Annotated in this window: 27 protein-coding genes; 12 read left to right on the top strand and 15 right to left on the bottom strand. The window is 47.8% G+C overall.

The features are described 5' to 3' along the window. The first annotated feature begins 23 nt into the window (after positions 1-23). Positions 24-665 (top strand): orotate phosphoribosyltransferase, encoded by a 642-nt coding sequence (pyrE, locus tag OH663_RS07635; protein ID WP_200011231.1) that lies wholly within the window; start codon positions 24-26, stop codon positions 663-665. A gap of 76 nt (positions 666-741) precedes the next feature. Here pyrE and slmA read toward each other — a convergent pair whose 3' ends face one another. The 3 genes from slmA to coaBC form a co-directional block, all read right to left on the bottom strand. Then, positions 742-1,338 carry a nucleoid occlusion factor SlmA gene (gene slmA, locus OH663_RS07630; protein WP_045448829.1) on the bottom strand — a complete coding sequence of 199 codons (597 nt, stop codon included), beginning with the start codon at positions 1,336-1,338 and terminating at the stop codon, positions 742-744. 116 nt (positions 1,339-1,454) lie between these two features. After that, entirely contained in the window at positions 1,455-1,913 is a 459-nt protein-coding gene (dut, locus tag OH663_RS07625; RefSeq protein ID WP_045448827.1) for a dUTP diphosphatase, read from the bottom strand. Continuing rightward, positions 1,891-3,111 carry a bifunctional phosphopantothenoylcysteine decarboxylase/phosphopantothenate--cysteine ligase CoaBC gene (coaBC, locus tag OH663_RS07620; protein WP_136345383.1) on the bottom strand — a complete coding sequence of 407 codons (1,221 nt, stop codon included), beginning with the start codon at positions 3,109-3,111 and terminating at the stop codon, positions 1,891-1,893. Before coaBC ends, dut begins: the two co-directional genes overlap by 23 nt. 169 nt (positions 3,112-3,280) lie before the next feature. Here coaBC and radC point away from each other — a divergent pair, with 169 nt between their 5' ends. From radC to mutM, 4 genes are all read left to right on the top strand, one after another. After that, complete coding sequence (gene radC / locus OH663_RS07615; protein WP_045448824.1) at positions 3,281-3,946, top strand: RadC family protein; 666 nt, start codon at positions 3,281-3,283, stop codon at positions 3,944-3,946. A gap of 275 nt (positions 3,947-4,221) precedes the next feature. Further along, a complete protein-coding gene (gene rpmB / locus OH663_RS07610; RefSeq protein ID WP_003024071.1) occupies positions 4,222-4,458 on the top strand; it encodes a 50S ribosomal protein L28 in 237 nt (78 codons plus the stop codon). A 20-nt stretch (positions 4,459-4,478) separates the two neighbouring features. Continuing rightward, a complete protein-coding gene (gene rpmG, locus OH663_RS07605; RefSeq protein ID WP_003024094.1) occupies positions 4,479-4,646 on the top strand; it encodes a 50S ribosomal protein L33 in 168 nt (55 codons plus the stop codon). A 98-nt stretch (positions 4,647-4,744) separates the two neighbouring features. Further along, positions 4,745-5,554 (top strand): bifunctional DNA-formamidopyrimidine glycosylase/DNA-(apurinic or apyrimidinic site) lyase, encoded by an 810-nt coding sequence (gene mutM, locus OH663_RS07600; RefSeq protein WP_200011233.1) that lies wholly within the window; start codon positions 4,745-4,747, stop codon positions 5,552-5,554. Between the two features lie 28 nt (positions 5,555-5,582). On the opposite strand, the gene coaD is transcribed toward mutM, so the two are convergent. Together coaD and waaA are read right to left on the bottom strand one after the other, a co-directional pair. Then, entirely contained in the window at positions 5,583-6,062 is a 480-nt protein-coding gene (coaD, locus tag OH663_RS07595) for a pantetheine-phosphate adenylyltransferase (RefSeq protein WP_045448820.1), read from the bottom strand. 8 nt (positions 6,063-6,070) lie between these two features. Beyond that, entirely contained in the window at positions 6,071-7,348 is a 1,278-nt protein-coding gene (waaA, locus tag OH663_RS07590) for a lipid IV(A) 3-deoxy-D-manno-octulosonic acid transferase (protein ID WP_048223116.1), read from the bottom strand. A 423-nt stretch (positions 7,349-7,771) separates the two neighbouring features. Here waaA and OH663_RS07585 point away from each other — a divergent pair, with 423 nt between their 5' ends. Genes OH663_RS07585 through OH663_RS07570 form a run of 4 tightly spaced genes read left to right on the top strand, consistent with a single transcriptional unit; the run spans position 7,772 to position 11,778 of the window. Then, positions 7,772-8,887, top strand: a complete 1,116-nt coding sequence (locus OH663_RS07585; RefSeq protein ID WP_045448817.1) for a glycosyltransferase family 4 protein — start codon at positions 7,772-7,774, stop codon at positions 8,885-8,887. Between the two features lie 2 nt (positions 8,888-8,889). Next, positions 8,890-9,687, top strand: a complete 798-nt coding sequence (gene rfaP, locus OH663_RS07580) for a lipopolysaccharide core heptose(I) kinase RfaP (protein WP_200011235.1) — start codon at positions 8,890-8,892, stop codon at positions 9,685-9,687. Positions 9,688-9,717: 30 nt separating this feature from the next. After that, positions 9,718-10,737 (top strand): glycosyltransferase family 8 protein, encoded by a 1,020-nt coding sequence (locus OH663_RS07575; protein WP_045448814.1) that lies wholly within the window; start codon positions 9,718-9,720, stop codon positions 10,735-10,737. A 48-nt stretch (positions 10,738-10,785) separates the two neighbouring features. Next, a complete protein-coding gene (locus OH663_RS07570; protein WP_200011237.1) occupies positions 10,786-11,778 on the top strand; it encodes a glycosyltransferase family 8 protein in 993 nt (330 codons plus the stop codon). A 24-nt stretch (positions 11,779-11,802) separates the two neighbouring features. Here OH663_RS07570 and OH663_RS07565 read toward each other — a convergent pair whose 3' ends face one another. Genes OH663_RS07565 through rfaD form a run of 7 tightly spaced genes read right to left on the bottom strand, consistent with a single transcriptional unit; the run spans position 11,803 to position 19,064 of the window. Beyond that, a complete protein-coding gene (locus OH663_RS07565) occupies positions 11,803-12,747 on the bottom strand; it encodes a glycosyltransferase family 8 protein (RefSeq protein ID WP_200011239.1) in 945 nt (314 codons plus the stop codon). Beyond that, complete coding sequence (rfaQ, locus tag OH663_RS07560) at positions 12,748-13,803, bottom strand: lipopolysaccharide core heptosyltransferase RfaQ (protein ID WP_045448809.1); 1,056 nt, start codon at positions 13,801-13,803, stop codon at positions 12,748-12,750. Further along, on the bottom strand, positions 13,796-14,818 hold the full coding sequence (locus OH663_RS07555) for a glycosyltransferase family 2 protein (protein WP_045448807.1): 1,023 nt from the start codon (positions 14,816-14,818) through the stop codon (positions 13,796-13,798). Before OH663_RS07555 ends, rfaQ begins: the two co-directional genes overlap by 8 nt. After that, a complete protein-coding gene (locus OH663_RS07550; protein ID WP_200011241.1) occupies positions 14,811-16,094 on the bottom strand; it encodes an O-antigen ligase family protein in 1,284 nt (427 codons plus the stop codon). The genes OH663_RS07555 and OH663_RS07550 overlap by 8 nt, the downstream gene beginning before the upstream one ends. 16 nt (positions 16,095-16,110) lie before the next feature. Continuing rightward, positions 16,111-17,079, bottom strand: coding sequence for a lipopolysaccharide heptosyltransferase RfaC (gene rfaC, locus OH663_RS07545; protein WP_045448804.1), 969 nt, complete (start codon positions 17,077-17,079; stop codon positions 16,111-16,113). Between the two features lie 3 nt (positions 17,080-17,082). Next, positions 17,083-18,129, bottom strand: coding sequence for an ADP-heptose--LPS heptosyltransferase RfaF (gene rfaF, locus OH663_RS07540; protein ID WP_045448802.1), 1,047 nt, complete (start codon positions 18,127-18,129; stop codon positions 17,083-17,085). A gap of 2 nt (positions 18,130-18,131) precedes the next feature. Next, on the bottom strand, positions 18,132-19,064 hold the full coding sequence (gene rfaD, locus OH663_RS07535) for an ADP-glyceromanno-heptose 6-epimerase (RefSeq protein WP_003827312.1): 933 nt from the start codon (positions 19,062-19,064) through the stop codon (positions 18,132-18,134). 215 nt (positions 19,065-19,279) lie between these two features. Here rfaD and kbl point away from each other — a divergent pair, with 215 nt between their 5' ends. From kbl to OH663_RS07520, 3 genes are all read left to right on the top strand, one after another. Beyond that, positions 19,280-20,476, top strand: a complete 1,197-nt coding sequence (kbl, locus tag OH663_RS07530; RefSeq protein WP_045448800.1) for a glycine C-acetyltransferase — start codon at positions 19,280-19,282, stop codon at positions 20,474-20,476. 9 nt (positions 20,477-20,485) lie between these two features. After that, positions 20,486-21,511: an L-threonine 3-dehydrogenase gene (gene tdh, locus OH663_RS07525; protein ID WP_045448798.1), complete on the top strand. Its 1,026-nt coding sequence runs from the start codon at positions 20,486-20,488 to the stop codon at positions 21,509-21,511. A gap of 193 nt (positions 21,512-21,704) precedes the next feature. Continuing rightward, a complete protein-coding gene (locus OH663_RS07520) occupies positions 21,705-22,742 on the top strand; it encodes a glycosyltransferase (RefSeq protein ID WP_045448796.1) in 1,038 nt (345 codons plus the stop codon). On the opposite strand, the gene OH663_RS07515 is transcribed toward OH663_RS07520, so the two are convergent. The 3 genes from OH663_RS07515 to gpmM are packed head-to-tail and all read right to left on the bottom strand — an operon-like array spanning position 22,743 to position 26,516. Continuing rightward, on the bottom strand, positions 22,743-23,675 hold the full coding sequence (locus OH663_RS07515; RefSeq protein WP_048223104.1) for a divergent polysaccharide deacetylase family protein: 933 nt from the start codon (positions 23,673-23,675) through the stop codon (positions 22,743-22,745). Positions 23,676-23,678: 3 nt separating this feature from the next. After that, positions 23,679-24,938, bottom strand: a complete 1,260-nt coding sequence (gene envC / locus OH663_RS07510; RefSeq protein WP_231593101.1) for a murein hydrolase activator EnvC — start codon at positions 24,936-24,938, stop codon at positions 23,679-23,681. 33 nt (positions 24,939-24,971) lie between these two features. Continuing rightward, a complete protein-coding gene (gene gpmM / locus OH663_RS07505; RefSeq protein WP_045448790.1) occupies positions 24,972-26,516 on the bottom strand; it encodes a 2,3-bisphosphoglycerate-independent phosphoglycerate mutase in 1,545 nt (514 codons plus the stop codon). Positions 26,517-26,743: the final 227 nt, after the last annotated feature.

The raw sequence follows: 26,743 nt of genomic DNA, 5'->3' as shown, positions 1-26,743 counted from the left end.
AAAGTGAAAAGAGGAGCGAATCCATGAAACCATATCAGCGCCAGTTTATTGAGTTTGCGCTTGGCAAGCAGGTACTAAAGTTTGGCGAGTTTACGCTGAAATCCGGGCGCAAGAGCCCCTATTTCTTCAACGCCGGGCTGTTTAATACCGGGCGCGATCTGGCACTGTTAGGTCGTTTTTATGCTGAAGCGCTTGTGGATTCCGGTATTGATTATGATCTGCTGTTTGGCCCCGCATACAAAGGGATTCCTATTGCCACTACCACGGCCGTTGCGCTGGCGGAACACCACGATAAAGATTTGCCGTACTGCTTTAACCGTAAAGAGGCGAAAACCCACGGCGAAGGTGGAAACCTGGTAGGCAGTGTACTAAAGGGCCGAGTGATGTTGGTGGATGATGTGATCACCGCCGGTACAGCGATTCGCGAGTCGATGGAGATAATCCAGGCCAATGGTGCGACGCTGGCTGGGGTACTGATTTCTCTTGATCGCCAGGAACGTGGTCGTGGTGAGATTTCTGCAATCCAGGAAGTAGAGCGTGACTATGGCTGCAAGGTGATTTCAATTATTACCCTGAAAGACCTGATTGCGTATCTGGAAGAGAAGCCTGAAATGGCGGAACACCTGGCCGCTGTGCGGGCGTATCGCGAAGAGTTTGGGGTTTAATCGCCGGCGGCGCTGCGCTTACCTGGCCTACAAAGCAGTAGGCCGGATAAGGCAACGCCGCAGTCTGGCTAAGACGTTATTGCAGTTGAGCAACCAGTAGCGGCCAGCGGGTGTCAAAATCGTCCGTTGGACGGTATTTAAATTCGCTACGCACGAAGCGAGACAGCATACCTTCGCAGAAAGCCAGTAACTGGCTGGCCAGCAGCGTTTCATCCACAGCGTAACCTTCGCCCTCACGCATTCTTTTTTCTCGCAGAACCTGGCGCAATTGCGCCTCAATGCGCTCAAAAAGCTGGTTAATACGACCTTGCAGGCGGTCTTGCTCAAACATGAGCGCGTGTCCGGTCAGAATACGCGTCAGGCCGGGATTTCGTTCACCAAAACCTAAAATCAGCAGTACGATCAGACGCAGACGTGCGCTTGTGTCTTTTTCATCTTTTAAAATCAAATTGATACGGGTAATCAGACTATCTTCGATAAACTCAATCAGGCTATCGAACATGCGGGTCTTGCTGGGAAAATGGCGATACAATGCCGCTTCGGAAACGCCAACAGAGGCCGCCAGTTTTGCTGTCGTGATGCGTTGGCTTCCATCGCTGGATTCAAGCATCAGCGCCAGAGACTGAAGTATTTCTTCGCGACGATTCCTTTTCGCAGTTTGCTTTTCTACCATGTTACAAAATACCCCTGAAAATAAGCACTTGCCAGGCAGGCATCCACACAGCGACCGCAAACTGCTGTTTGCGGTTTGTTATTGCGTTATTGCGCTGTGGGATACTTCTCTACGGGTTACTTGCGCCCGGAATGGCCGAAGCCACCTTCGCCACGATCGGTGGCTTCAAACTCTTCCACCAGATTAAATTCAGCCTGCACGACTGGTACAAAGATCATTTGTGCAATGCGTTCACCAGGCTCAATAGTGAAGCTATCCTGGCCACGGTTCCAGATGGACACCATCAGTTGTCCCTGGTAGTCGGAGTCAATCAGACCGACCAGATTGCCCAGCACAATGCCGTGCTTATGACCCAGTCCGGAGCGCGGTAACATCACTGCCGCCAGCGAGGGATCGGCGATATGAATGGCTAATCCGGTCGGTACCAGTGTCGTTGCACCAGGTGCCAGCTCTACGGCGTCATCCAGACAGGCGCGCAGGTCAAGTCCAGCAGAACCAGAAGTTGCGTACGTCGGGAGTGGGAATTGTTGCCCTACGCGCGGGTCCAGAATCTTAACGTCGATTTTTTTCATCATAACGGGTCACGATCTCGTCGAGTAATAATTGGCCCAGGAGTTCTTTGCGCTCAAGCGGTAAGACTTTATCTCCATCCTGCCAGAAAAGGTGTAATGCATTGCTGTCGCTGTTAAACCCTTGAGTAGACAGTGAAACATCGTTTGCACAGATCATATCAAGGTTTTTACGAATACGTTTTTGCCGGGCGTATTCTTCCACATTATTCGTTTCTGCGGCAAATCCAACGACAAAAGGACGATTAGCATCCAGTGCGGCAACGCCAGCGATAATATCCGGGTTTTTGACCATTTTTACTGTTAATTCATCACCCTGCGTGGCCTGCTTTTTGATTTTTTCACTGGCGACGGTTTCTGCCCGGTAATCAGCAACTGCGGCGCAGCCGATAAAAATATGCTGCTGTTGTGCCGTAGATTGTACGGCGGCCTCCATTTCCAGCGCTGTCATCACATCTATGCGCTGTACAAAAGGGGGGGTTGATAGCGTAACGGGACCCGATACCAGCGTGACGTTTGCACCACGCTTTGCCGCTGCTGCTGCGATGGCAAATCCCATTTTCCCTGAACTGTGGTTGGAAATATAACGTACAGGATCAAGTGGTTCACGTGTCGGGCCAGCCGTAATCATGATGTTGAGATGTTGCAGATCGTTGACAGATGAAAAATGTTCAGCAGCCATATCGACAATCGTTAACGGATCCAGCATGCGCCCAGGGCCGACATCGCCACATGCCTGGCTGCCGCTGTCTGGCCCCCAGATGAGTAACCCACGTGAGGCGAGAATCCCCAGATTGTGTTGCGTAGCAGCGGCACGGTACATCTGTTGGTTCATGGCGGGCAGAACGGCAACAGGCGCTGGCGTTGCCAGACAGATCGTTGAAACCAGATCGTTAGCCATGCCTGCGGCGACGCGTGCAATCAGATCTGCCGTAGCGGGGGCAAGAATAACCAAATCAGCCCATTTTCCCAGTTCAATATGGCCCATCGCGGCTTCTGCTGCGGGGTCAAGCAGGCTATCGGAAACGGGATAGCCCGAAACCGCCTGTAAGCTCAGGGGAGTAATAAACGCTTTTGCCGCCTCGGTCATTGCCACGCGGACGTCTGCGCCACGCTCCCGTAAACGACGCACCAGCTCAGGGGTTTTGTATGCAGCAATGCCGCCACTGACGCCAAGTACGATTTTTTTACCGGCCAGGCTCATCATGATCTTTCCTGTTGGGTTACACCAGAAGGCGGATATTTTATCACAATCCACCATTTGTCGTGCTTTTGACCGCGATCCACTTTGCGAGGCGCTACGAAGAAGTGAGAACTGAGCGTCGATTCGTTGTTGGGGTTATGCCACCATGCTGACGCCAAAGGAGGGAGGCATGAAAAATACAGGATGTTTGATGCCCCGGGAAAAGATGATGAAGCTGGGAGTCCGTTCTCTTACGGATGTTGAGCTACTGGCGCTCTTTTTACGCACCGGATTACGCGGTACTGATGTACTCACGCTGGCGAAAGAAATGCTTCAGCATTTTGATTCGCTTTATGGCCTTTTGTCCGCAGATTACATGGAGTTTAGCCACGTCCAGGGTATTGGCGTGGCGAAGTATGCGCAACTCAAGGGGATTGCCGAACTGGCGAGGCGCTACTACAACGTGCGTGTGATTGAGGAAAGGGCGCTACTTAGCCCGGAAATGACGAGAGAATTTCTGCAAAGTCAGCTCGCGGAAGAGGAACGGGAGATCTTTCTGGTGATCTTTATGGATGCTCAGCATCGCGTAATTAAACACAGCAAACTTTTTTCCGGTACGCTTAGCCACGTAGAGGTGCATCCGCGAGAGATTGTCCGTGAGGCGATAAAAATGAATGCGTCAGCGGTGATCCTTGCACATAATCACCCTTCGGGGTGTGCAGAGCCGAGCAAAGCAGATAAACTCATCACCGAGCGTGTGGTGAAATGCTGTCAGTTCATGGATATCCGGGTGATTGATCATCTTGTAATTGGGCGTGGAGAGTACGTTTCTTTTGCGGAACGTGGTTGGATTTAGCGCACTTTACGCGATCCATCGGGATCTTTGTCTGTTCGGGACTTGAGCACATCGCTGACTCAGCGTATACTACGCCACCTTTGAGAATCTCGGGTTTGGCATTTGGGCCTGGCAATCGAGAGTTCGCGAATACATGAGATCATTCATTCGGCGTCCAATGATGATGCAGTATGAACGATTAAGAGTATTGAACTGCGATAACCGGGCTGAGAAGCCTGACGAGGCGCCAATACCCCATACGAAGCTCGAGCTAATTTGATTTTTGGAGAATAGACATGTCCCGAGTCTGCCAAGTTACTGGCAAGCGTCCGGTGACCGGTAACAACCGTTCCCACGCACTGAACGCGACTAAACGCCGTTTCCTGCCTAACCTGCACTCTCACCGTTTTTGGGTTGAGAGCGAGAAGCGTTTTGTCACCCTGCGTGTATCTGCTAAAGGTATGCGTGTAATTGATAAGAAAGGCATCGAAACAGTTCTGTCTGAACTGCGTGCCCGTGGCGAAAAGTACTAAGTACTAAGAGGAAATAAATCATGGCTAAAGGTATTCGTGAGAAAATCAAGCTGGTTTCTTCTGCTGGTACTGGTCACTTCTATACCACTACGAAGAACAAACGTACTAAGCCGGAAAAACTGGAACTGAAAAAATTCGATCCAGTTGTCCGTCAGCACGTTCTGTACAAAGAAGCTAAAATCAAATAATTTTAGTTTCGATGTCACGAAAAACCTCGCCTCGGCGGGGTTTTTTGTTTTCTGGCCGTCCCCATATTAATAAAACCTGATATACAGCCGGAGATGCTATGCCTGAATTACCTGAAGTCGAAACCAGTCGCCGTGGTATTGAACCTCATCTGGTAGGGGCAACGATTCTGCATGCCAATGTTCGGAATGGTCGTTTGCGCTGGCCGGTATCAGAGGAAATTTATCGTCTTAGTGATAAACCCGTCATTAGCGTACAGCGCCGTGCGAAATATCTGTTGCTGGAGCTACCGGATGGCTGGATTATCATTCATCTGGGCATGTCAGGCAGCCTGCGTATCCTCCCTGAAGAGCTTCCGGCAGAAAAACATGACCATGTCGATTTAGTGATGAGTAATGGCAAAGTCCTGCGTTACACCGATCCTCGTCGTTTTGGTGCCTGGCTGTGGACAAAAGAGCTGGAAGGACACAATGTTCTCGCACATCTTGGTCCCGAGCCTCTGAGCGATGATTTCAACGCCGATTATCTCCAGCACAAATGTGCGAAGAAGAAAACGGCGATTAAACCCTGGTTGATGGATAACAAGTTGGTGGTGGGCGTGGGTAATATCTATGCCAGTGAGTCGCTCTTTGCGGCTGGCATCCATCCTGACCGTCTGGCATCGTCACTGTCGAAAGCCGAGTGTGAATTGCTGGTGCGCGTTATCAAAGCGGTTTTACTGCGCTCTATCGAGCAGGGCGGGACGACGCTGAAGGATTTTCTGCAAAGCGACGGTAAGCCGGGCTATTTTGCACAAGAATTGCAAGTCTATGGGCGCGAAGGTGAGCCCTGCCGCGCATGTGGTGCACCCGTTGTCGCCACTAAACATGCCCAGCGGACGACGTTCTATTGTCGCCGCTGTCAGAAATAAAGTTAATCAGCAGGCTGAATAACTCGTTTTACTTTAGCTTGTCCATTAACGCCTGATGAACGTTCTCTGGTAAAAAGTGGGTCACGTCACCCTGATGGCGGGCGACCTCTTTAACCAGCGATGATGAGATAAATGACCACTCTTTGGAAGGCATCAAAAAGACGCTCTCCAGCTGGGGCATCAGATGGCGGTTCATGTGCGCCAACTGCATTTCATATTCGAAATCCGCGACCGCACGCAGACCGCGTATCAGAATGTTAGCCTGATTATCGCGGGCGAAGTTTGCCATCAGATCGCTAAATCCCAGAACTTCCACATTGCCAAGATGTGCCGTTGCCTGTTGTGCCAGTTCAACGCGCTCTTCAAGCGTAAACATCGGCTTTTTACTGGGGCTTGCGGCAATCGCCAGGATAACGTGATCAAACATGTGCGTTGCGCGCGTCACGATATCAATGTGGCCATTAGTAATTGGATCAAAGGTTCCTGGATAAATCGCCCGTTTTTGCATGACAACCCTCAATGCGTTTTGGGTGGCAGGTAAGGTTCCAGCAGCTGCAGCAGACGTTGTAGCGCACCCTGGTTTTGATACAGAACTTCAACCGCATGACGACCATAAAAACTACGATAATCTGCATCTGTCAGTAAAGAAGAGATCTCTTTAACCAGCGTGGTGGCGTCGGTAACGGTGATCAATCCGCTTGCCTGCTCCAGTCGCGCGCAAATATCTTTAAAATTAAAGGTATGTGGCCCCATCAGTACCGGAATGGCATGCGCTGCGGCCTCTAATGGGTTGTGACCTCCACGTTCCACCAGTGAGCCACCGACAAAAGCAAGGTCGGCAATGCCGTACAGAAGCATCAGCTCGCCCATAGTATCGCCGATAACGACTTGGGTAGCTGAAGACGGGACTTCACCCGAGGACCGTGTGGTATAGCTTAGCCCAGCCTGGCGTACGAGGTTAATAGCATCCGGGAATCGTTCTGGATGTCTGGGAACCAGAATCAGTAAAAGGTTCGGAAACTGATTTAATAGCGCCTGATGAGCAGCAATGATGATGCTTTCTTCACCATCGTGCGTGCTGGTTGCAATCCATACCGGGCGATGTGGTGCCCACTGGCGGCGCAATGTAATCGCTTTGGCAGCCAGTTGCGGAGTGACGGAAATATCAAACTTAAGACTGCCAGTAACCGTTACCTGATTGTTTCTTGCGCCAAGGGTAATAAAGCGTGCGCCATCTTCTTCATTTTGTGCAGCAATCAGCGTAATGCGACGTAGTAGCCTGCTAACAAATTTACCCAGTTTCGCATAGCCGGCAGCTGAGCGGGCAGAAAGACGTGCGTTGGCAATGACCAGAGGAATATGACGCTTATGCAGTGCAGCAATCAGATTTGGCCATAGCTCAGTCTCCATTATTAACACCAGCTTGGGGTCAACTTTGTTCAGGAAGCGGTTCAGTGCGTCTGGTAAATCGTAAGGGAGATAGACGTGTTGAACGTCAGTACCGAAAGCAGACTGTACGCGCTCGGAACCTGTTGGCGTCATGGTCGTTACCGTGATCGGTAGATCGGGATAACGATGTCGCAGAGCGCGAACTAAAGGGATCGCCGCCAGCGTTTCGCCTACAGAAACGGAATGAAGCATGATGCCGCCAGGTTTCAGTGGGCGGCGATAAAATCCATAGCGTTCACCCCAGCGTTTACGATAGGCCGGAGCCTTACGTCCGCGCACCCAAAGCCGTATCCAGATCAGGGGCTGAATAAGGTAGAAAAGGGCGGTGTAAAGCAATTCGAGCATAATAGTAGCTGACTTATGAATGTGCTGGGGATTCTATGTATTTAACTATGGCTTTACCATCATTTTTATCCAGGTTGTATCAAAAGGATTGAATTGGCAATGCCTTGTTTTAGCTGCGACTGTATCAAAAAGGCACATATTCCCATTTGTAAGGCTTAGCGTCTTGTGCGGTACGACTTTTTTGGTGAATTGCGTTTCTTATTATCTGATTGTTTTTAATTGATAAATTTTTTATATGGTTAAAAAATATTCATTTCGGATTGAGTGATAATAAATGGTATACTGCTGCATAATTTCAGGTAGCTAGCAGCCATCAACGCTTCGGAGCCATGGGAGGCAATCTTTGGATAGCGCAAGCAGAGATTACAGTACTCTTATGCATCAGGTTTGGTGTGGCTGGCGACGCGATGCGGATATTAATGGATGATCATTGCTTTTTGTTTGTACAAGTATTTTCCCTATGGCGGGTTACAACGTGATTTCCTGCGGGTTGCGCTTACGGTTGCTGCACGTGGCCACCGTGTTCAGGTTTTTACCCAGAGCTGGCAGGGGGAGCGTCCTGAGGGGCTTGAAATTATACTCGTCCCAGTAACATCCAGAACTAACCATGGAAAAAATGAGCAATATTATCAGTGGGTTCAGCAATATTTAAGCCAGCACCCAGTTGATCGGATCGTAGGGTTTAATAAAATGCCGGGGTTGGATGTTTATTATGCAGCTGACGTCTGTTATGCCGAAAAAGTTGCCCGGGAAAAAGGTTTTTTTTACAAGCTGACGCAGCGATATCGGCATTATTCTTCATTTGAAAAAGCCGTATTTCAGCAAGGATCCCGCACCGCGTTATTGATGTTAACCAACAAGCAAATTGGCGATTTCAAACATCATTATCGAACAGAGAACCAGCGTTTTCATATTCTTCCCCCTGGGATTTACCCTGATCGGAAATATAGCCAGCAACCTGAAAACAGCAGGCAGAATGTCAGGAATAAAAATGGTATACAACGCGATCAGTTTTTTCTCCTGCAAGTGGGATCAGATTTTAAGCGCAAAGGTGTATCGAGAACATTGCAGGCGTTGGCGTCTTTACCAGAGTCAATACGCCAGCGGACGCGATTGATGGTAGTAGGCCAGGATAAAGCCGATCGCTACCGTGCTCAGGCCCGCCAATTGGGTATTGAAGAGCTCGTACAATTTTTCTCGGGGCGAGATGATATTGCTGAATTGATGTCCGCTGCTGATTTATTGCTCCATCCTGCCGTTCAGGAAGCCGCTGGTATTGTATTGTTAGAGGCTGTGGTTGCAGGTTTGCCTGTATTAACCACGGAAGTATGCGGATATGCCGATTACATCAATGCCGCCCAATGTGGAGTGGTAATTTCTGAACCGTTCGAGCAGACAAATCTGAATACAGCACTTTTCGATGCGCTGCAAAATAATGAGAAGAGAAATAGCTGGGCAGGCCATGCCCGGCATTTTGCTGATACAGAGGATCTCTACAGCCTGGCGGACAGGGCTGCAGATATCATTTTAGGTCATTGAGAATGATTGAACTAAAAGAACCGTTTGCCACGCAATGGCAAGGAAAAGATCCGTTCGCGGAAGTGTCTAAGCTGGATGGTGAAGTCTTCCGCGCTCTGGAAACACGGCGTACCCTGCGTTTTGAGATGATGGGTAAGGGGTATTTTCTTAAATATCATCACGGAACCACGCTAAAAGAAGTGGTGAAGAACCTCATTTCTCTCCGCATGCCTGTTCTTGGCGCAGATCGAGAATGGTTAGCTATTCACCGTTTGAAAGAGCTGAATGTTGATACAATGAACGGTGTTGCATTTGGTCAGAAAGGACTTAACCCGTTAGAGCGAACGTCATTTATCATCACTGAAGACCTGTCTCCTGCAATCAGCCTTGAAGATTTTTGCGCCAGATGGGGTGTCGAGCGCCCTGATTTTGTCTTAAAACAGGCCATTATTACCCGTGTAGCAGAGATGGTCGGAAAAATGCATCGTGGTGGGGTGAACCATCGGGACTGTTATATCTGTCACTTTCTGCTTCAACAGCCGATGCCAACAGAAATCGCGGATATTAAACTTTCTGTAATTGACCTGCATCGTGCACAAATACGTCAGCATGTACCGCGCCGTTGGCGTGACAAGGATTTAATTGGGCTCTATTTCTCCTCACTGGAGATCGGATTGACATCCAGGGATATCTATCGTTTCTTACGTGTATATTTCGCAATGCCATTGCGTGAAATTCTCCGCCACGAAGTCAGATTGTTTCAACAAGCTGTCACAAAAGCGCAAAAAATAAGACAAAGAACAATAAGAAAAGCGCTATAAAATGCATAAAAAGTTTGAGGCCATTTTATTATGAACATTGATTTTCAAAAAGTAATTATTCAAAAGCATGTTATTGACAGCTCTACGCACGATAAAGATAAGAAATTAAATATTGCGTATGGCGTCGATCGCAATTTTTTATTTGGATCCGGGATTTCAATGACATCAGTATTAGTTAATAATCCTGATATCGATATCAATTTTTATATAGCAACAGACTATATTGATAATGACTATCTGGAAAGCATAAATCGACTGACCCAAATGTATAGTACGACGGTGACGATTCTTGTTTTCGATAACGCTGCATTTCGTAAGCTACCGAGCACGAAAGCCTGGACTTATGCAATGTACTATCGTTATTTTGCCTTTGAATATTTAAGCGCAGAATTAAGCTCCGTACTGTATCTTGATGCTGATGTTATATGCAAAGGTTCTTTGCGAGAGTTTACTGAGGTTAATTTCTGTGGGGAATATGCTGCTGTTATCAATGATATCGATGAAGTGCGTATCAAATCAGGTAACCGGCTCGGTATACCAGCGCTGAGTAATGGTTATTTTAATTCTGGTGTTGTATATGCGAATTTAGATGTTTGGCGAGAACAACAGCTCCTGACTAAGGCGTTTTCTATTTTAGAGGAGCGCCAGAAGGAACTCCTTTATTTTGATCAGGATGTTCTGAATATATTGTTCGTGGATAATGTCATTTTTCTGAGAAGAGATTTTAACTGTATCTACGGTGTGGATCAGGAACTTCAGAATAAAAATGATGAAATCTATCAAGATTATATTACTGATGATACGGTGTTGATTCATTATGTTGGTGTTACTAAACCATGGCATAAATGGGCTAAATACCCAGTAGCTAAATACTTCATTGAAGCTTATGAAAAATCGGCATGGGCGGAAAAGTCTTTACTTAACGCAAATACAGCAAAACTGTATAAACGTAAATCGCGGCATGAGAGAGTACAGCGAAAATATATCCGATCAGTTCTTAGTCATGTGATGTATATAAAGACTAAGTTACATAGTCCTAAAGTGCACTGAAAACACTAACTGTAATTTATTGATAATAAGATTAAATAGGTGTAGCGAATGAACTTTGATTGTCATCGATCCATAAAAAAGATACTTGAATTTAATCAGGCACCCACTGAACAAAAAACAGAATTTAACATTGCCTGGGGTGTTGATAAAAATTTTATGTTTGGTGCTGCGATCTCGATGACATCAGTACTGTTACATAATAGAGGTTTAAATATACATTTCCATCTCTTTACAGATTATCTGGAAGACGATTATCAACAAAGAATTATAAAACTAGCAAAACAATTTTCCACAAATATCTCAATTTATGTTATGGATGCCGAAGGATTAAAAGTATTGCCGAGCGGCCATGCCTGGTCCCATGCAATGTACTTTAGATTTGTTGCATTCGAATATTTGGGCGAAAAAATAGATTCTCTGTTATATATCGATGCCGATGTGATGTGTAAAGGTTCGCTCATTGAACTTAGTCAAATTGATATTAATCAGCATGTTGCCGCTGTAGTTACCGATGTGGATGATAGTCCCGCCAGAGATGTTACAGAAAACAGTGAATATTTTAATTCTGGAGTTATCTACGCAAATCTTAAAAAGTGGAAAGAACAGAATTTTATTAATGCTGCTTTTGATATTCTGTTAGATAAAAGAAATAAACTATCTTTCCCTGACCAGGATGTTTTAAATATTATTTTTTTAAATAAAGTTATTTTTTTACCGAGAAAATTTAACGCCATTTATGGTATTAAACAAGAATTGAAAAGCAAAGATCTTTCTCGATATAAAAAATATATTACGGATGATACAATCCTTATTCATTATGTTGGCGTAACTAAACCATGGAATTCTTGGGCTAACTACCCCTCTGCACAGTATTTTGTTGAGGCATGGAAGGCATCACCATGGGCTGATGTTCCCCTGTTACCAGCCAGAACGCCAAAACAATATAAAAAGAAATCTCGGCATGAGCGATTACAGGGTAGATTTTTCGCCTCGCTGATAAGTTATGCAGGTTATTTAATACAAAAATTAAAGCAAAAATAAAAAAACTCCCGTGAGGGAGTTTTTTTATTGCAATTTAGTTTTGAGATATTTCATATACCATTTTATTGCGGTGAAATAATTCCCTTTTTTGGCTTCCTGGCGAGAGTAAACCCTATAATCGGTAGGTCTCATACGTGGTGCATATGAGCGCAATTCTGTATTTCGCCATGGCGTGAAATGATGATAGAAAAGATAGAGTTGCTGTGAAAGCCCTGTATGTTCCTTATACCATGGTTTTCTTCCGCCGGTAAAATGGACAATTCGAGGGAGGAACTCTGAGTTGTAGAAAAAAGACTCCCTTTGTTCATCGTTGAACCAATTGAATAAAAAATTCCATCGGTTATCAATAAACGCAACGTTGCCATCCATAGCAATGTTTAATGCATCCTGGTCGAAATAAGGTAATGATTTCCCTTGTTCAAATAGGACAGTATTTGCTTTATGCTCAATATCATATTTGATCCAATTGGCTACATTAATGTACAGGAACCCGGCATTAAAATAGTGATCAGTGCGCAAATCTAAACGTTTTGCATTTTTATTATCATGAATATCGAGCGAGTCATGGCTAACAGCACAGATGACATCACTAATATCAATGTTATTAATCTCATTGAGCTTATCAAAGCACAAAGTATCGGCATCTAAATAGATAAAATGCTCTACCTTATCTTTTAGTAAGCGCGGCACGGCCAAACGCATATAAGTCGAGCGGTTAAGATGTTTGATTGCAAAGTCGTTATTATATTTTTCAATTTCTTCTTTATCGATCTTTACAACCTGAATTTTTTCGCTGGTTGAACGTAATTTATCAATATCCTCATCATTGACATCATAGACAAAGACGAAAAATGAAAGAGATTGTCCTGGATTGTTCATTATGACCGACATAATGGACACTGCTACATATTCCAGATAATTAGCATCTGTACAGTAAGCAATATTAATGACGTTATTTTTGTTATCCATTTATTCTTTCTCATTACCTTTGTCAGTATCACTATCATGAAGTACCGTATCGATAGCGTCAATCACAGCTTGTTCTGGTATCCATGTTAAATATTTTTTTGACCTGTCGAGCTCCTCTCTGGAAGGCATAGGGTGATAATCACCAGCCCAAATCACAATCGCTTTATCTGACCATGGCTTCCATTGTTGATATTTGGTCGCACCAAATAAACATACCTGTGGTGTTCCTAATGCCGCTGCCATATGCATGGGTGCCGAATCGACACCAATATAGAGAATGGCATGGTCGATTAATGCGGCTAACTGCAGGAAAGTGGTGTGACCAGCCAGTGTCAGGTCAGGAGATAATTTACACAGCGCAGCAATGCGTTGGACCTGATGTTGCTCACTTAATGCTGGTCCGCAGGTAAGATAAACATGCAGGCCAAGTTGATGCAGATGATCTATAACGTGTGCAAATTTATCATCATCCCAGCATTTAAACTCTTGTCTTGCAGTCGGTTGAATAACAACATATTTTTGCGTAGGTAATGCCGGGAGTTGAGATACCAAATATTGATAGTCATCCTGACGATAGCGAAGACTCATTTTTTTCTTTAGTTCTGTTTCGCTAAAGCCAATGCCTTTGAGGATTGATAAATTTTGTTCGACAATATGTGTGCCAGTCAGTGGTGTAACTCGTGAAAATAGTCTGTTCCATTGTTTCTTGTCGCGTTCAAACGCAACAGATGGACGGTGTAACGAAGCGATAAGTACACCAATCGGCCATTGTTCGGTTAAATTAATGATAAGATCGTACTGGTTCTTTTTTAGTTGCTGACGTATTGATATGTAATTTTTTACGCTTGTCAGTGGACCTTTCTTTTTCTCAATGAGATAGAAATCGTTGATACCTTCATTAGCGGCTAAGATTGATTTAGTATCTTTATAAAGAAGAAGATCAATTTTAGCGTGCGGATACCGAGTCTGAATACTGTTAATTAAAGGTGTGATTAACAGTACATCACCATAAAATTTTAGCTTGCAAATGAGAACTCTTTCTACTTTATCAAACATTTTTAGCTCCCTTTCCAAAAAACAAATTTTTGCAAGCTGTTATTATTTTATATCTCACTTCAGAAATGGAACGATCAATATGTGGATACTTCATTTTATAAATAATTTTTTTCTTAACGACCCTGGTGTCACAGTTAGCCAGTGCATTCTGAATATCATTAATCATATCCTCGTCATAGCGATAATACCCTCTCTTCTTGCGTAAAATTTTGCGCCCTTCTAAAAAACAATTAATAATCATTAATGAAGCAACAGCTCGCTTTTCATCATTTTTACTTATGTAGTTGCTCATTTTTTTCATGGCAAAGAAGATATTATCAGCATCACTATCGATAATATTCTCGGTGATACTTTTATCATTTACCCGGTAATAGTATAACTTGCTATCAATTTTTAAAATACGATGACATTTGAAATACTGAAAAGGGCAGAAAATAACATCTTCGTAGCGGCGATGTTCTTCAAATCGATCTTCGCCGATAATGTCGCGATGAAAGATCTTTGTCATGAGATGCCATTGCCCGGCACGGAATGTTGGTAACAGGGGCGCGTAGTTGTCGTCAGTTAAAATAATTTCATGCTGGGCTATAGTGCTCTCACTATCTGATGGAGCCTGATACAACTTATTGATATCACGAGTTAAATTGAATTCGACAATATCATATTTTTCTTCTCGTAATTTAGGGAGAAGAACAGAAAAATAATTTGGGCTGATGATATCATCGCTGTCTACAAAGCCAATATATTTCCCTGTAGCATGCGCAAGCCCAACGTTGCGAGTAATCGCAACACCTTGATTTTCCTTATTGATGTATTTAATGTTATTGCAGTTTTTTTCGCGATAAAACGCATTGATACGTTCATCAGTCAAATCTGTAGAGCCATCATTAATAATTATTAACTCAACATCTTCAGTAATACTCTGATGTATAGACGTCAGCGTAGCTGTAATAAATTCAGCATTATTGTATACAGGTATAATAATGCTTAGTAAATAACCTGAAGCGTTAATCATGGCATCTTTCTCTCGTTGGACCCGGTACCAGCATTACCGCTACGCATAACGTCAGAACGCTGCTCAAGGCTTCGCCTTTAGCGTATAATAATAAATCACTTAAGCCATAGATAGCTATAGCGCCTGATATGGCGAATAGTAAAGGACTACGTTGCGTGTAACCTATTAAAAACATAGCACTATACAGCAAGATTAGCACAACAACCCCTGGGATGCCTTTAAGTGAAAACGTATCAATGACTTCATTATGCAGATGGATGTCAACATACGCGAGTGCCCCTTGCAGTGAGACATTTTGTAAAGCGGATACTTTGATTTCAGCATCACGTTGTTCAAGTGATTGTCCCAAATAGTGTGCTTTGCCGGCATCAATTCCTACTCGTTGCATCGCAAATCGCGCGCCAATGGAAGTATTACTATTACTCTGGCTATAAGAATGCAGATCAACCATCATATTCTGGTAGCGATTTTCAATAACCGATTTCAGGGGGATCGCTGCCAGCCCGACTAATACCGCGAAGGCCAGCAGCGCTCTTAATAATATAGTGCGGTTATGGCGATAGTGTATGAAAAAAAGACCGATACTCAGGAGCGGATAGATCAGAATAGCTGCCCGAGTTTGTGTGGTGATGATAACGGCCAATGATATTAAGAAATGTAGCAGGTAAAGTGAGACGGTATGTTTTAAACGCAGGTTGAGAATCGCCTGTGATGCTAATAACGCGATAAACGTCAGGCCGTAGGCCGCTCCGGTTGGGTGCTCAAAACCGAGCGCAACGCGATAGGCCATCGGATCGGAGGTGCCTGAAAGTTGATATCCCGCAAAAAGATACAAACCTATTGCTGTGAGAATAACCCAGATGCTGACAATGTGGTTTTTTATTGCGCGTGATGGTTGTGATGTCAATGCGGCAATAACCAGTGCGGCAAAAACCATGACCTTACCACCGTTCTGGTATGAACGATAAGCGCCGGTAAAAGCAGAACCGGGTTGCTTAAAGATTTCCACCCAAATGATTTGGACTAAACCGAAGAGCAGCAACATAAATGGTAAAAATAGATTTTGTTTGTGGCTAAGCACATGCTTAATATTTTTACCAATCAATGGTAGAGACAGGATCGCACAGACAATAAATACCTTTAGCGCTTCATCTGGGTTGACCAATACCATCGCAAGGGTTGCAAGGATCCCAGCATAAAATAGTACGTATATAAAATCATATGGATTACTTCTTATGCTGCAGATAAGGCGAGAAAACATGTGTTGGCGAAGCATGATTCGTCTCTTAAAATTAAAGCAAATTAATATCAAGTAGCAATACTTTGATAGCGCTGGCATCCAGATCCTGTAACTTTCCGGAATGGCTCTTCTGCGCGTATTGATTCTTCCCATATCCCCCAATCAACCCAGGGTCCGTCGGGCCATACAGCGTAATATTCGGTCGATCCAGTGCGGCAGTCAAATGGCTTAATCCGGTATCAACTGAGACGACAAATTTAGCGCCTGCTAATACCCGAGCCACATCCTCCAGGCTCATTCGCGGTAGAACCTCTACGTAATCAAATCCCTCAGCCAGTCTCCTGGCCCGCGCCTCTTCATGAGGAGCACCCCAGGGGAGCTTAATGCGTATGCCTGCATTATTTAAAAGGCCAATCAGCTCCCGCCAGTTCGCTTCTGGCCAGTGCTTATCATCACGCGTAGTGGCATGCAAGAAGACTGCATACTGTCCCGCATCGGCATTAAGTTCATTCAGAAAATGCTGCGCGATAGCGTAATCACCTTGTGACTGTGGTTTGGCATATCCCAGACTTTTTGCGAACAGTTCTCGGGTTCGTTCAACGGCATGCTGCTGTTTGGCAATATGATGTTTGCGGTTATAAAAAAGACTCGCCAGGGGCTCGCGCGCCGTGCTCCAGTCCATACCATGTTTGATGCCACGCGCCAGACGCGTGACCAGCGCGGCGCTTTTTACCAGGCCTTGTGCATCAATTATCACGTCATACTGCTGCAAACGAACTGCATCGCGAAAGGCTTTACGCTCCGCTTTAATCGGTGCGGAAAACCAGGCCTTGCGCCAGCGGCGAATCGCCACCGGAATTACGCGGTCAACGGCCGAATGCCAGGCGGGGATTTGGGCGAACCCTTCTTCCACTACCCAATCAAATTGAATATCCGGAATGGCCTGCTGCGCATCCGTTAATGCGGGCAACGTATGCAGTACATCGCCCATTGACGATGTTTTAACGATCAGAACCCGCATCCGTCAGACTTCCTCTTGTAACAACAGGTCATTGAGTTCTTCCAGTACACGCTGGGGAGTGATGTCAATCAGGCTCTGGTGATAACCTTCTGCTGCATCCCCTTTACGAACCTTGTGATAACCCGTAATCAGACGAATGACCCGCGCTTTGTGAGACAACGGCGGGGTAAAGTCAGGACTACTTGGGCCATACAATGCTACCAGAGGTCGGTTCAACGCCGCGGCAACGTGCATTAAGCCGGAGTCATTGGTGACAACAGCTTTACAGGCGGCAAGCAGAATAACGGCCTGTTCCAGCTGCGTTTCGCCAGCCAGGTTACGACACCACGCCTGCTGTTCGGTGTTCAGCGTTGCCAGAATCTCATTGCCGGCCTCATGATCTTTGGCCGAGCCAAACAGCACAATCTGATGGCCTTCGTCGATCAGTTGCTTCGCCAGTTCAGCATAGTGATAGTGAGGCCAGCGTTTCGCCGGACCAAATTCTGCGCCAGGGCAAAAACCGATGATTGGGCGTTCAGCAGAGAGGGAGAACTGGTTACAGGTCAGTGATTTTTCGCCTTCACTGACTTGCAGTTGTGGCCATAACAGCGGTTGCGGTAAATCTTTGGCGGAAAGCATCACGCCTTTATCGTAGGCCAGCGCCACATAGCGTTCGACCATCAGCGGCCAGGCCTCTTTATCCAGCACGCGCGCATCGTTGAGTAAGCCGTAGCGCATCTCGCCACGCCAGCCGGTACGATGGGGAATGCCTGCAAAGAACGGCACCAGAGCGGATTTAAAAGAGTTTGGTAGCACGTAAGCACGGTCATAGCGTTTCTCACGCATACTGTGACCGAGTTTACGGCGTTCGCCGATCTCCAGCGCACCGTGTCCCAGCGGCATGGCGATGGCTTCGTTGACTTCAGGCATACGCGACAGCAGCGGACGGCACCATGCAGGTGCCATCACGTCGATTATCGCCTGGGGATAGCGCGCCTTGAGCGTGCGATAGAGACTTTGCGACATCATCATGTCGCCCACCCATGACGGGCCTATCACCAAAATTTTCATACTTACGCGTCGCGGTTCAGCCAGGCCATATATTCCGTTACGCCTTCGGCAACGGTCTTAAACGGTTTGTCATAGCCCGCAGCACGCAGGTTAGTCAGATCCGCCTGGGTAAATGCCTGGTAACGGCCTTTCAGTTTTTCCGGGAACGGAATGTACTCAATACTGCCTTTTTTGTGGTACGCCAGCGTAGCGTCCGCGACGGCCTGGAAAGATTCTGCCCGACCAGTACCGAGGTTGAAGATTCCGGAAACGCCATTTTCCAGGAACCACAGGTTTACCGCTGCAACATCGCCGACATAGACGAAATCACGTTTGAAGTTTTCACTGCCTTCAAACAGCTTTGGTGTTTCGCCATTGTTGAGCTGGGTGTTGAGATGGAAAGCCACACTTGCCATGCTGCCTTTATGGCCTTCACGCGGTCCGTAGACATTGAAATAACGGAAGCCAACGATCTGGGAGTTTGCTTCAGGCAGGATCTGACGCACATATTCGTCGAACAGGAATTTTGAGTAGCCGTAGACGTTCAGCGGTTTCTCATATTCGCGGGATTCGATGAAGTCAGAAGTACGACCGCCGTAGGTGGCGGCAGAAGAGGCGTACAGGAACGGAATTTCGCGTTCCAGGCAGTAGTGCAGCAGCTCTTTAGAGTATTGATAGTTATTGTCCATCATGTACTTGCCGTCCCACTCGGTGGTGGAGGAGCATGCGCCTTCGTGGAAAATCGCCTCAATATCGCCGAAATCTTCTCCGGCCATAATCTGGATCAGGAAGTCTTCCTTGTCCATGTAGTCAGCAATATTCAGATCCACCAGGTTCACAAACTTGGTGCCGTCTTTCAGGTTGTCCACCACCAGAATATCGGTGATGCCTTTATCATTCAGGGACTTAACGATGTTGCTGCCGATAAAGCCCGCGCCGCCGGTAACGATGATCATAACTGTAACCTTCGAATTATGGAGTCAGAGACAATCTCAGACACGAATGTCTCTAATCATATCACTACATGGCTCTGGCTTCAGCCATTCACAGATAAGCTGTGCGGGTACACGTGATTTATGCTTCATTTTAAAGAAGTGATGATGCGTCATCTCGTATCAACGTATAGCTTTGGGTAATATGTGCTGAAATTTGCCCAGTCTGGAGAATTGCAATGCGTGGGAATTTTTACAAGCAGTTAACGAACGATCTGGAAACCGCACGTGCGGAAGGATTGTTTAAAGAAGAGCGCATTATTACGTCTGCCCAGCAGGCGGATATCACCGTGGCAGACGGAAGCCACGTTATTAACTTTTGTGCGAACAATTACCTGGGACTGGCTAACCACCCGGAACTGATTGCGGCAGCAAAAGCGGGTATGGATTCTCACGGCTTTGGTATGGCGTCGGTGCGCTTTATTTGTGGAACCCAGGACAGCCATAAGCAACTGGAGCAAAAACTGGCTACATTCCTGGGGATGGAAGACGCCATTCTTTACTCTTCCTGTTTCGACGCCAACGGCGGCCTGTTCGAAACGCTGCTGGGTGCAGAAGATGCGATTATCTCCGATGCCCTGAACCACGCATCAATCATCGACGGCGTTCGTCTGTGTAAAGCGAAGCGTTTCCGTTACGCCAATAACGATATGCAGGAGCTGGAAGCTCGCCTGAAAGAAGCTCGTGAAGCGGGGGCTCGCCATGTGCTAATCGCCACCGACGGCGTCTTCTCCATGGATGGCGTGATTGCAAACCTGAAAGGCGTCTGCGATCTGGCAGACAAATACGATGCGCTGGTGATGGTTGATGATTCCCACGCGGTTGGCTTTGTCGGCGAAAACGGTCGCGGTTCTCATGAGTATTGTGACGTGATGGGGCGTGTGGACATCATCACCGGGACGCTGGGTAAAGCACTGGGTGGCGCATCTGGTGGTTATACTGCGGCACGTAAAGAAGTGGTGGAGTGGCTGCGTCAGCGTTCGCGCCCGTATCTGTTCTCTAACTCTCTGGCCCCGGCAATAGTTGCTGCTTCCATCAAAGTGCTGGAGATGGTCGAGGCAGGTAGCGAACTGCGTGGTCGTCTGTGGGCGAACGCACGTCAGTTCCGTGAACAAATGTCAGCTGCTGGCTTTACGCTGGCCGGTGCCGATCACGCCATTATCCCGGTAATGCTGGGTGATGCTGTGGTAGCACAGGACTTTGCCCGCGAGCTGCAAAAAGAGGGGATTTACGTTACTGGATTCTTCTATCCGGTGGTTCCGAAAGGCCAGGCGCGTATCCGTACCCAGATGTCTGCGGCGCATACTCCTGAGCAGATTACGCGTGCTGTCGACGCGTTCACACGCATTGGTAAACAACTGGGCGTTATTGCCTGAGGATGTGAAATGAAAGCGTTATCCAAACTGAAAGCGGAAGAGGGCATTTGGATGACTGACGTTCCTGAACCGGAAGTCGGTCATAACGATTTGCTGATTAAAATCCGTAAAACAGCCATCTGCGGGACTGACGTTCACATTTATAACTGGGATGAATGGTCGCAAAAAACCATCCCGGTTCCGATGGTAGTAGGGCATGAATATGTCGGCGAAGTTGTCGGTATCGGCCAGGAAGTTAAAGGTTTTAAAATCGGCGATCGTGTTTCCGGTGAAGGTCACATTACCTGTGGACATTGTCGTAACTGTCGCGGTGGGCGTACTCACCTGTGCCGGAATACGACTGGTGTCGGCGTGAACCGTCCTGGCTGCTTTGCAGAATATCTGGTGATCCCGGCGTTTAACGCGTTTAAAATCCCGGATAATATTTCCGATGATTTAGCATCTATCTTCGATCCGTTCGGCAATGCCGTGCATACGGCTCTGTCATTCGATCTGGTGGGTGAAGACGTGCTGGTCTCTGGTGCTGGCCCTATCGGTATTATGGCCGCAGCGGTAGCGAAGCATGTTGGCGCACGCCACGTGGTGATTACGGATGTTAATGAGTATCGCCTGGATCTGGCGCGCAAAATGGGTATCACTCGCGCGGTCAATGTATCGAAAGAAAATCTGACCGATGTGATGGCCGAACTGGGGATGACTGAAGGGTTTGATGTGGGTCTGGAGATGTCCGGTGCGCCGCCAGCGTTTCGCGCCATGCTAGACACCATGAACCATGGTGGCCGTATTGCCATGCTGGGGATCCCACCGTCAGACATGTCAGTAGACTGGACAAAGGTTATCTTTAAGGGACTGTTTATTAAAGGTATCTACGGTCGCGAAATGTTTGAAACCTGGTACAAAATGGCGGCCCTGATCCAGTCTGGCCTGGACTTGTCGCCAATCATCACGCATCGATTCTCTATTGATGAGTTCCAGCAGGGCTTTGACGCAATGCGTTCAGGTCAGTCAGGGAAAGTGATCCTAAGCTGGGATTAACCATATCCATTCAATGGATTCTGTGTGTTGTCCCCGGATATTTATTATCGTTAAATCTCCGGGGATTTTTTTGTTTGCACGATCCCACATGTCCGGCGCATTTTCCGTCAAAGATATGACTCATTATCTCTGATCATTTGCCGCTTAATATGTTTAAAATTGCCGTTAATTATACTGTCTGACAGGATTTTATATGACCTATACCCCTGGTCTCCTGAGCGTCATTATGCCGCTTTACAACACGGGTGAACCGTTCATTGCGTGTATGGATTCGCTGATTGCGCAAACCTGGAAAAATCTGGAAATCATTATTGTTAATGATGGCTCTACGGATAACTCGGCGGAGCTCGCTCAGACTTATGCGGATCGTTATCCGCACGTTCATCTGTTACACCAGCGTAATGGGGGCGTTTCGGCGGCGCGAAATACCGGCATGAAGATTGCGAAAGGTGAATACATCGCTTACGTTGACGGCGATGATATTGCCTATCCGGAAATGTACGAAACGCTGATGACTATGGCGCTGAAGGACAATCTGGATGTTGCGCAGTGCAACGCGGACTGGTGTATTGCGGAAACAGGCCATACCTGGGCATCTATTCCAACCGATCGTATTCGCTCTACCGAGGTGATGACCGGGCCGGATTGGTTGCGAAAAGCGTTAGCCAGTCGCCGCTGGCGACATGTGGTCTGGATGGGCGTTTACCGCCATCAAACCATCCGTGACGCTGGGCTGACTTTTCTTTCCGGCCTCCACCATCAGGATATTATCTGGACTACGGAGTTTATGTTTAACGCTAAACGTGCGCGTTACACGGAAGTTCCGCTGTATAAATACTTCTTGCACGGCGCTTCTGTTAGCCGTTTGAAACGTACGGGATTGAAAAACCTGGCCTATCAGCGTCATTACATAAAAATTACCCGTCTGTTGGATAAGATGAATCATGATTACGCCGGACGGATCCCGATTTATCCAGAGTTCAAACAGCAGGTGATTTACGAAGCGCTGCGTGTTTGTCATTGCATACGTAAAGAGCCTGACGAAAAGATTCGTCAGCGCATGATTGCCGAGGTTTTCGCCTCTGGTATGTTTAAGCGCATGGTGAGTAATATTTGCAGCGTCAAACTGGGTTATCAGGTGCTTCTGTGGGCCATCCGGTTTAGCAAGTGGCGCGATACATCACTGACTCCGCGCCGACTGGCCCATTTAACGCTCAATCTGAAAGACTGATTACTGCCAGCCCTGCCACTGCAGTCGCATATACTGCACCAGCGTGCTTTGGGTGATGCTTTCTCCAAGCACGTTAAAGAAATGGCTGGCGTAAACCGGCTCTAACGGTTTTTTCGGCTTGCACAGTTTTACTCCGCGGAAAGGATTTCGCGGTGCATCAGGCGCGCCGTTTTTCGGTGTCGTCAGATTTGGCGTGGAGGTGTCCACCTGCGGTTCATTGAGCAGGCTGCTCGGGCGCACCAGCGTAATATCAGCTGGCAGGCTATAAACCATCTGCTGCAGGACACGTACTGTAGAAGGGTGAGGGTGCCCAATGGCAATAGCGGAACCGTTGCGGCGGGCAAGATCGACTGCGCGATTAAACTGACGGCGAATGTCCGCCTCGTTTTGTGTGTCGTCGAGGAAGACTTTGCGTTTGATGACCTTCACACCCGTTCCCGCAGCCGCACGCATGGCCTGGCTATTGCCGATGGTCATGCTGTCCAGGAAGTAGAGATCGTAGCGCTCCAGCGCCTGCATTACTTTCTGCATCCCAAACAGGCTGGAAGTCATCGCGCTGCCCATATGGTTGTTGAGTCCGACGGCATACGGCACTTTGTTCACCGCGTCGCGAATTATCCGCTCAATCTCGTCGCTGCTCATCTCCGGACGCAAAGTATCTTTTTCCAGCGGCTGCTTGCTCAGCGGCGCCATTGGCAGGTGGATCAAGACTTCGTGGCCACTGTTATGCGCTTTGGTCGCCATCTCACGTGCATGTGGGGCGTTAGGTAATACGGCGACGGAGATCGCTGACGGCATCGCCAGTACCTGATTTTCAGTGTGCGGGCGATAACCGAAATCATCAATGACGATAGCGAGTTTGCCAGCAAAAACAGGGGTTGCGAATGCCAGCAGGCTGGCGAGTGAGAACAATATGCGATGAAACTGAGGCAAAACTTATCTTCCCAACCACGGCTGTGGATTGACCGCCTGACCCTGGCGACGAATTTCGAAATAGAGTGCAGGTCTGCCCTGACCACCACTGCTACCCACCAGGGCAATCGGCTGCCCGGCGCGAACCTGCGTACCCACGCTGACCAGTGCGCTTTGGTTATAACCGTACAGGCTCATATCGCCTTTACCATGTTCAACCACGACGACGAGACCGTAGCCTTGTAGCCAGTCCGCCAGAATAACGCGGCCATCAGCAATGGCTTTTACTTCGGTACCTTCGGAAGCGCCGATAACCATCCCTTTCCAACGTAGCTCACCTTGCAGTTGTTCGCCATAGCGATGCAAAGTCGGGCCGCGTACAGGCCAGAATGCCTGACCGCGTGGTGAACCCAAACCGCCGGTACGAGACATCAGTGATTTTTCACTTTCGGTCGGCTTGTACGTAGAGCCTTTGCGTGACGCTTCCTGCTGCTTATCGCGTACAGCCTGCGCCTCTCGAGCTTCACGTTCAGCGCGTGCTTTGGCGGCGGCTTCAGCCCGGGCAAGACTGTTGCGCAGACGGGATTCGTTGGCACGCAACTCGCTTAACTGCTGTTGACCCTGTTGGATGGATGACTCCAGCCCTGCGAGCGTTTTTTTGCGCTCATTACGGGCCTGTTCCAGCTTAGCCTGCTGAGCGCGCTGTTCGTACAGCAGCGTCTGTTGTTCACTCTGCTTATCTTCCAGTTCGGCTTTCTGCGCATCGACTTCTTCGCGAGTTTGCTTCAACTGGGCGATTGTTTCCTGCCGCGCCTGGTTCAGATAACCAAAATAGGCCTGTAGACGTTGTCCACGCTGGCTCTCTTCACCGCTGAGGATTAACTGGATACCGGTATGCTCACCCTGACGAAACGCGGCATCCAGTTGGGCCGCAAGGCTGCGCTCCTGCGCTGCGCGTTGTTTTTCCAGTTTTGCTATTGAGGCATTCATCTCAGCGATTTGTGCATTCAACTGCGCCAGCGAATTTTGCGTTTCGCGCAATTGACGCGCGGCAACGGCGATAGCCTGTTCCTGGACTTTAAGCTGGGCGAGGAGGGTGGAGCGCTGCTGCTGCTGTTGGCGTACCGCGCGTTCTTTTGCCGCGATATCGGCCTGAATAGATTTGAGTTGATCGCGTTCGTCCGCGTGGGCGGAAAAGGCGCACAACAATACGCCAGCGCTAAGCGCGCTGGCGTAGAACAAGGGCCTGACTGAAAACTTTCGCAATTTCACGGCCCATGTGATGGTATTAATCGCCTTTCCCCTCATGGGGAGGGATTATTCCACGATGAACAGCGGCTTACCAGTCATCTCTTGCGGGATTTCCATACCCATCAGCGTCAGCATGGTCGGGGCGATATCGGAAAGTTTACCGCCTTCGACTGCTTTGACGTTTTTGTCGCCCACATAAATCAGCGGAACTGGCAGGTTGGTATGTGCGGTATGTGCTTGACCGGTAGACGGATCGCGCATTTGCTCAGCGTTACCGTGGTCTGCGGTAATCAGCAACTGGCCGCCAACGGATTCAACCGCTTTGGCTACCTGCTCAACGCAGTGATCCAGCGCTTCCACTGCTTTAACTGCCGCTTCCATCACCCCGGTGTGGCCGACCATATCGCCGTTCGGGTAGTTACAGATGATGGTGTCGTATTTACCACTCTCAATCGCGGCAACCAGCTTCTCGGTCAGTTCTGCGGAGCTCATTTCTGGCTGCAGATCGTAGGTAGCAACTTTCGGGGAGTTGATCAGGATGCGTTCTTCGCCTTTGAACGGCTCTTCTACGCCGCCGTTGAAGAAGAAGGTGACGTGTGCATATTTTTCGGTTTCGGAAATACGCAGCTGCGTTTTGTCGTGTTTCGCCATCCACTCGCCAAGAGTGTTAGCCAGAGATGCTGGTGGATAGGCAACGGCAGTTTTGATGTCAGCCGCGTATTCAGTCAGCATCACAAAGTTGAGGTTAACGACTTTCTTACGTGCGAAACCATCGAAATCAGTGTTAACAAACGCACGGGTAATTTCACGCGCACGGTCAGCACGGAAGTTCATGAAAATCAGCGTATCGCCGTCTTCCATTGCGGCATCAGCCTGGCCTTCAGCACGGATCACGGTCGCTTTCACGAATTCGTCGTTTTCATCGCGGGCATAAGCAGCTTGCAGGCCAGCTACCGCAGTATCAGCCTGGAATTCACCCTGTGCCAGCGTCATCAGGTCATACGCTTGTTCAACGCGATCCCAACGGTTGTCGCGGTCCATTGCGTAGTAACGACCAATGATGGACGCTACGCGGCCTTTGCCCAGTGCAGCAAATTTCTCTTCGAATTTTTGCAGGGATTTTTCAGCGCTGCGCGGTGGGGTATCGCGGCCATCGAGGAAGGCGTGCAGATAGATTTTTTCTGCGCCGCGTTCTGCAGCCAGTTCAACCATCGCCATGATGTGATCTTCGTGGCTGTGTACGCCACCAGCAGACAGCAGACCCATGATGTGTACTGCTTTTCCGCTATTTTTTGCCTGGTCAACCGCGTCGGTCAGCACCGGGTTAGCGAAGAAGGTACGTTCTTTGATTTCAACATCCAGACGAGTCAGGTCCTGATACACGATACGGCCCGCACCCAGGTTGACGTGGCCCACTTCGGAGTTGCCCATCTGGCGATCAGGCAGCCCGACTTCCAGACCAGACGCATCAATCAGGGTATGCGGACGTTTTGCCCACAGAGCATCCATCACCGGGGTTTTGGCATTAAAGATGGCATTATCCTGGCTGTCTTCACGATAGCCATAGCCATCCAGAATCACCAGTACCATAGGTTTTTTAGAAACCGACATTGCGACAACCTCACACTCAATAGACAAAAGTAATTGCGTAATTTTACTACAGCTGAATCGATAAAATAGCCCCAGAAGATCAAATAATGGGGTAGAGCGGTCCGGGGAGTGCTCTGATTTACGTTTTTTTTTCGGTAGCGCTCCGCAAAAATGCAATCCAATGCACGCTCTGGCTGTATTTGCGCCAACGCGCAGGTATACTCTTTCCCTGTTTTTTAATCACTAAG

This window comes from Citrobacter sp. Marseille-Q5395 (genome assembly GCF_947057495.1).
Lineage (GTDB): Bacteria > Pseudomonadota > Gammaproteobacteria > Enterobacterales > Enterobacteriaceae > Citrobacter > Citrobacter murliniae.
This window is presented reverse-complemented; position numbering and strand designations above follow the sequence as displayed.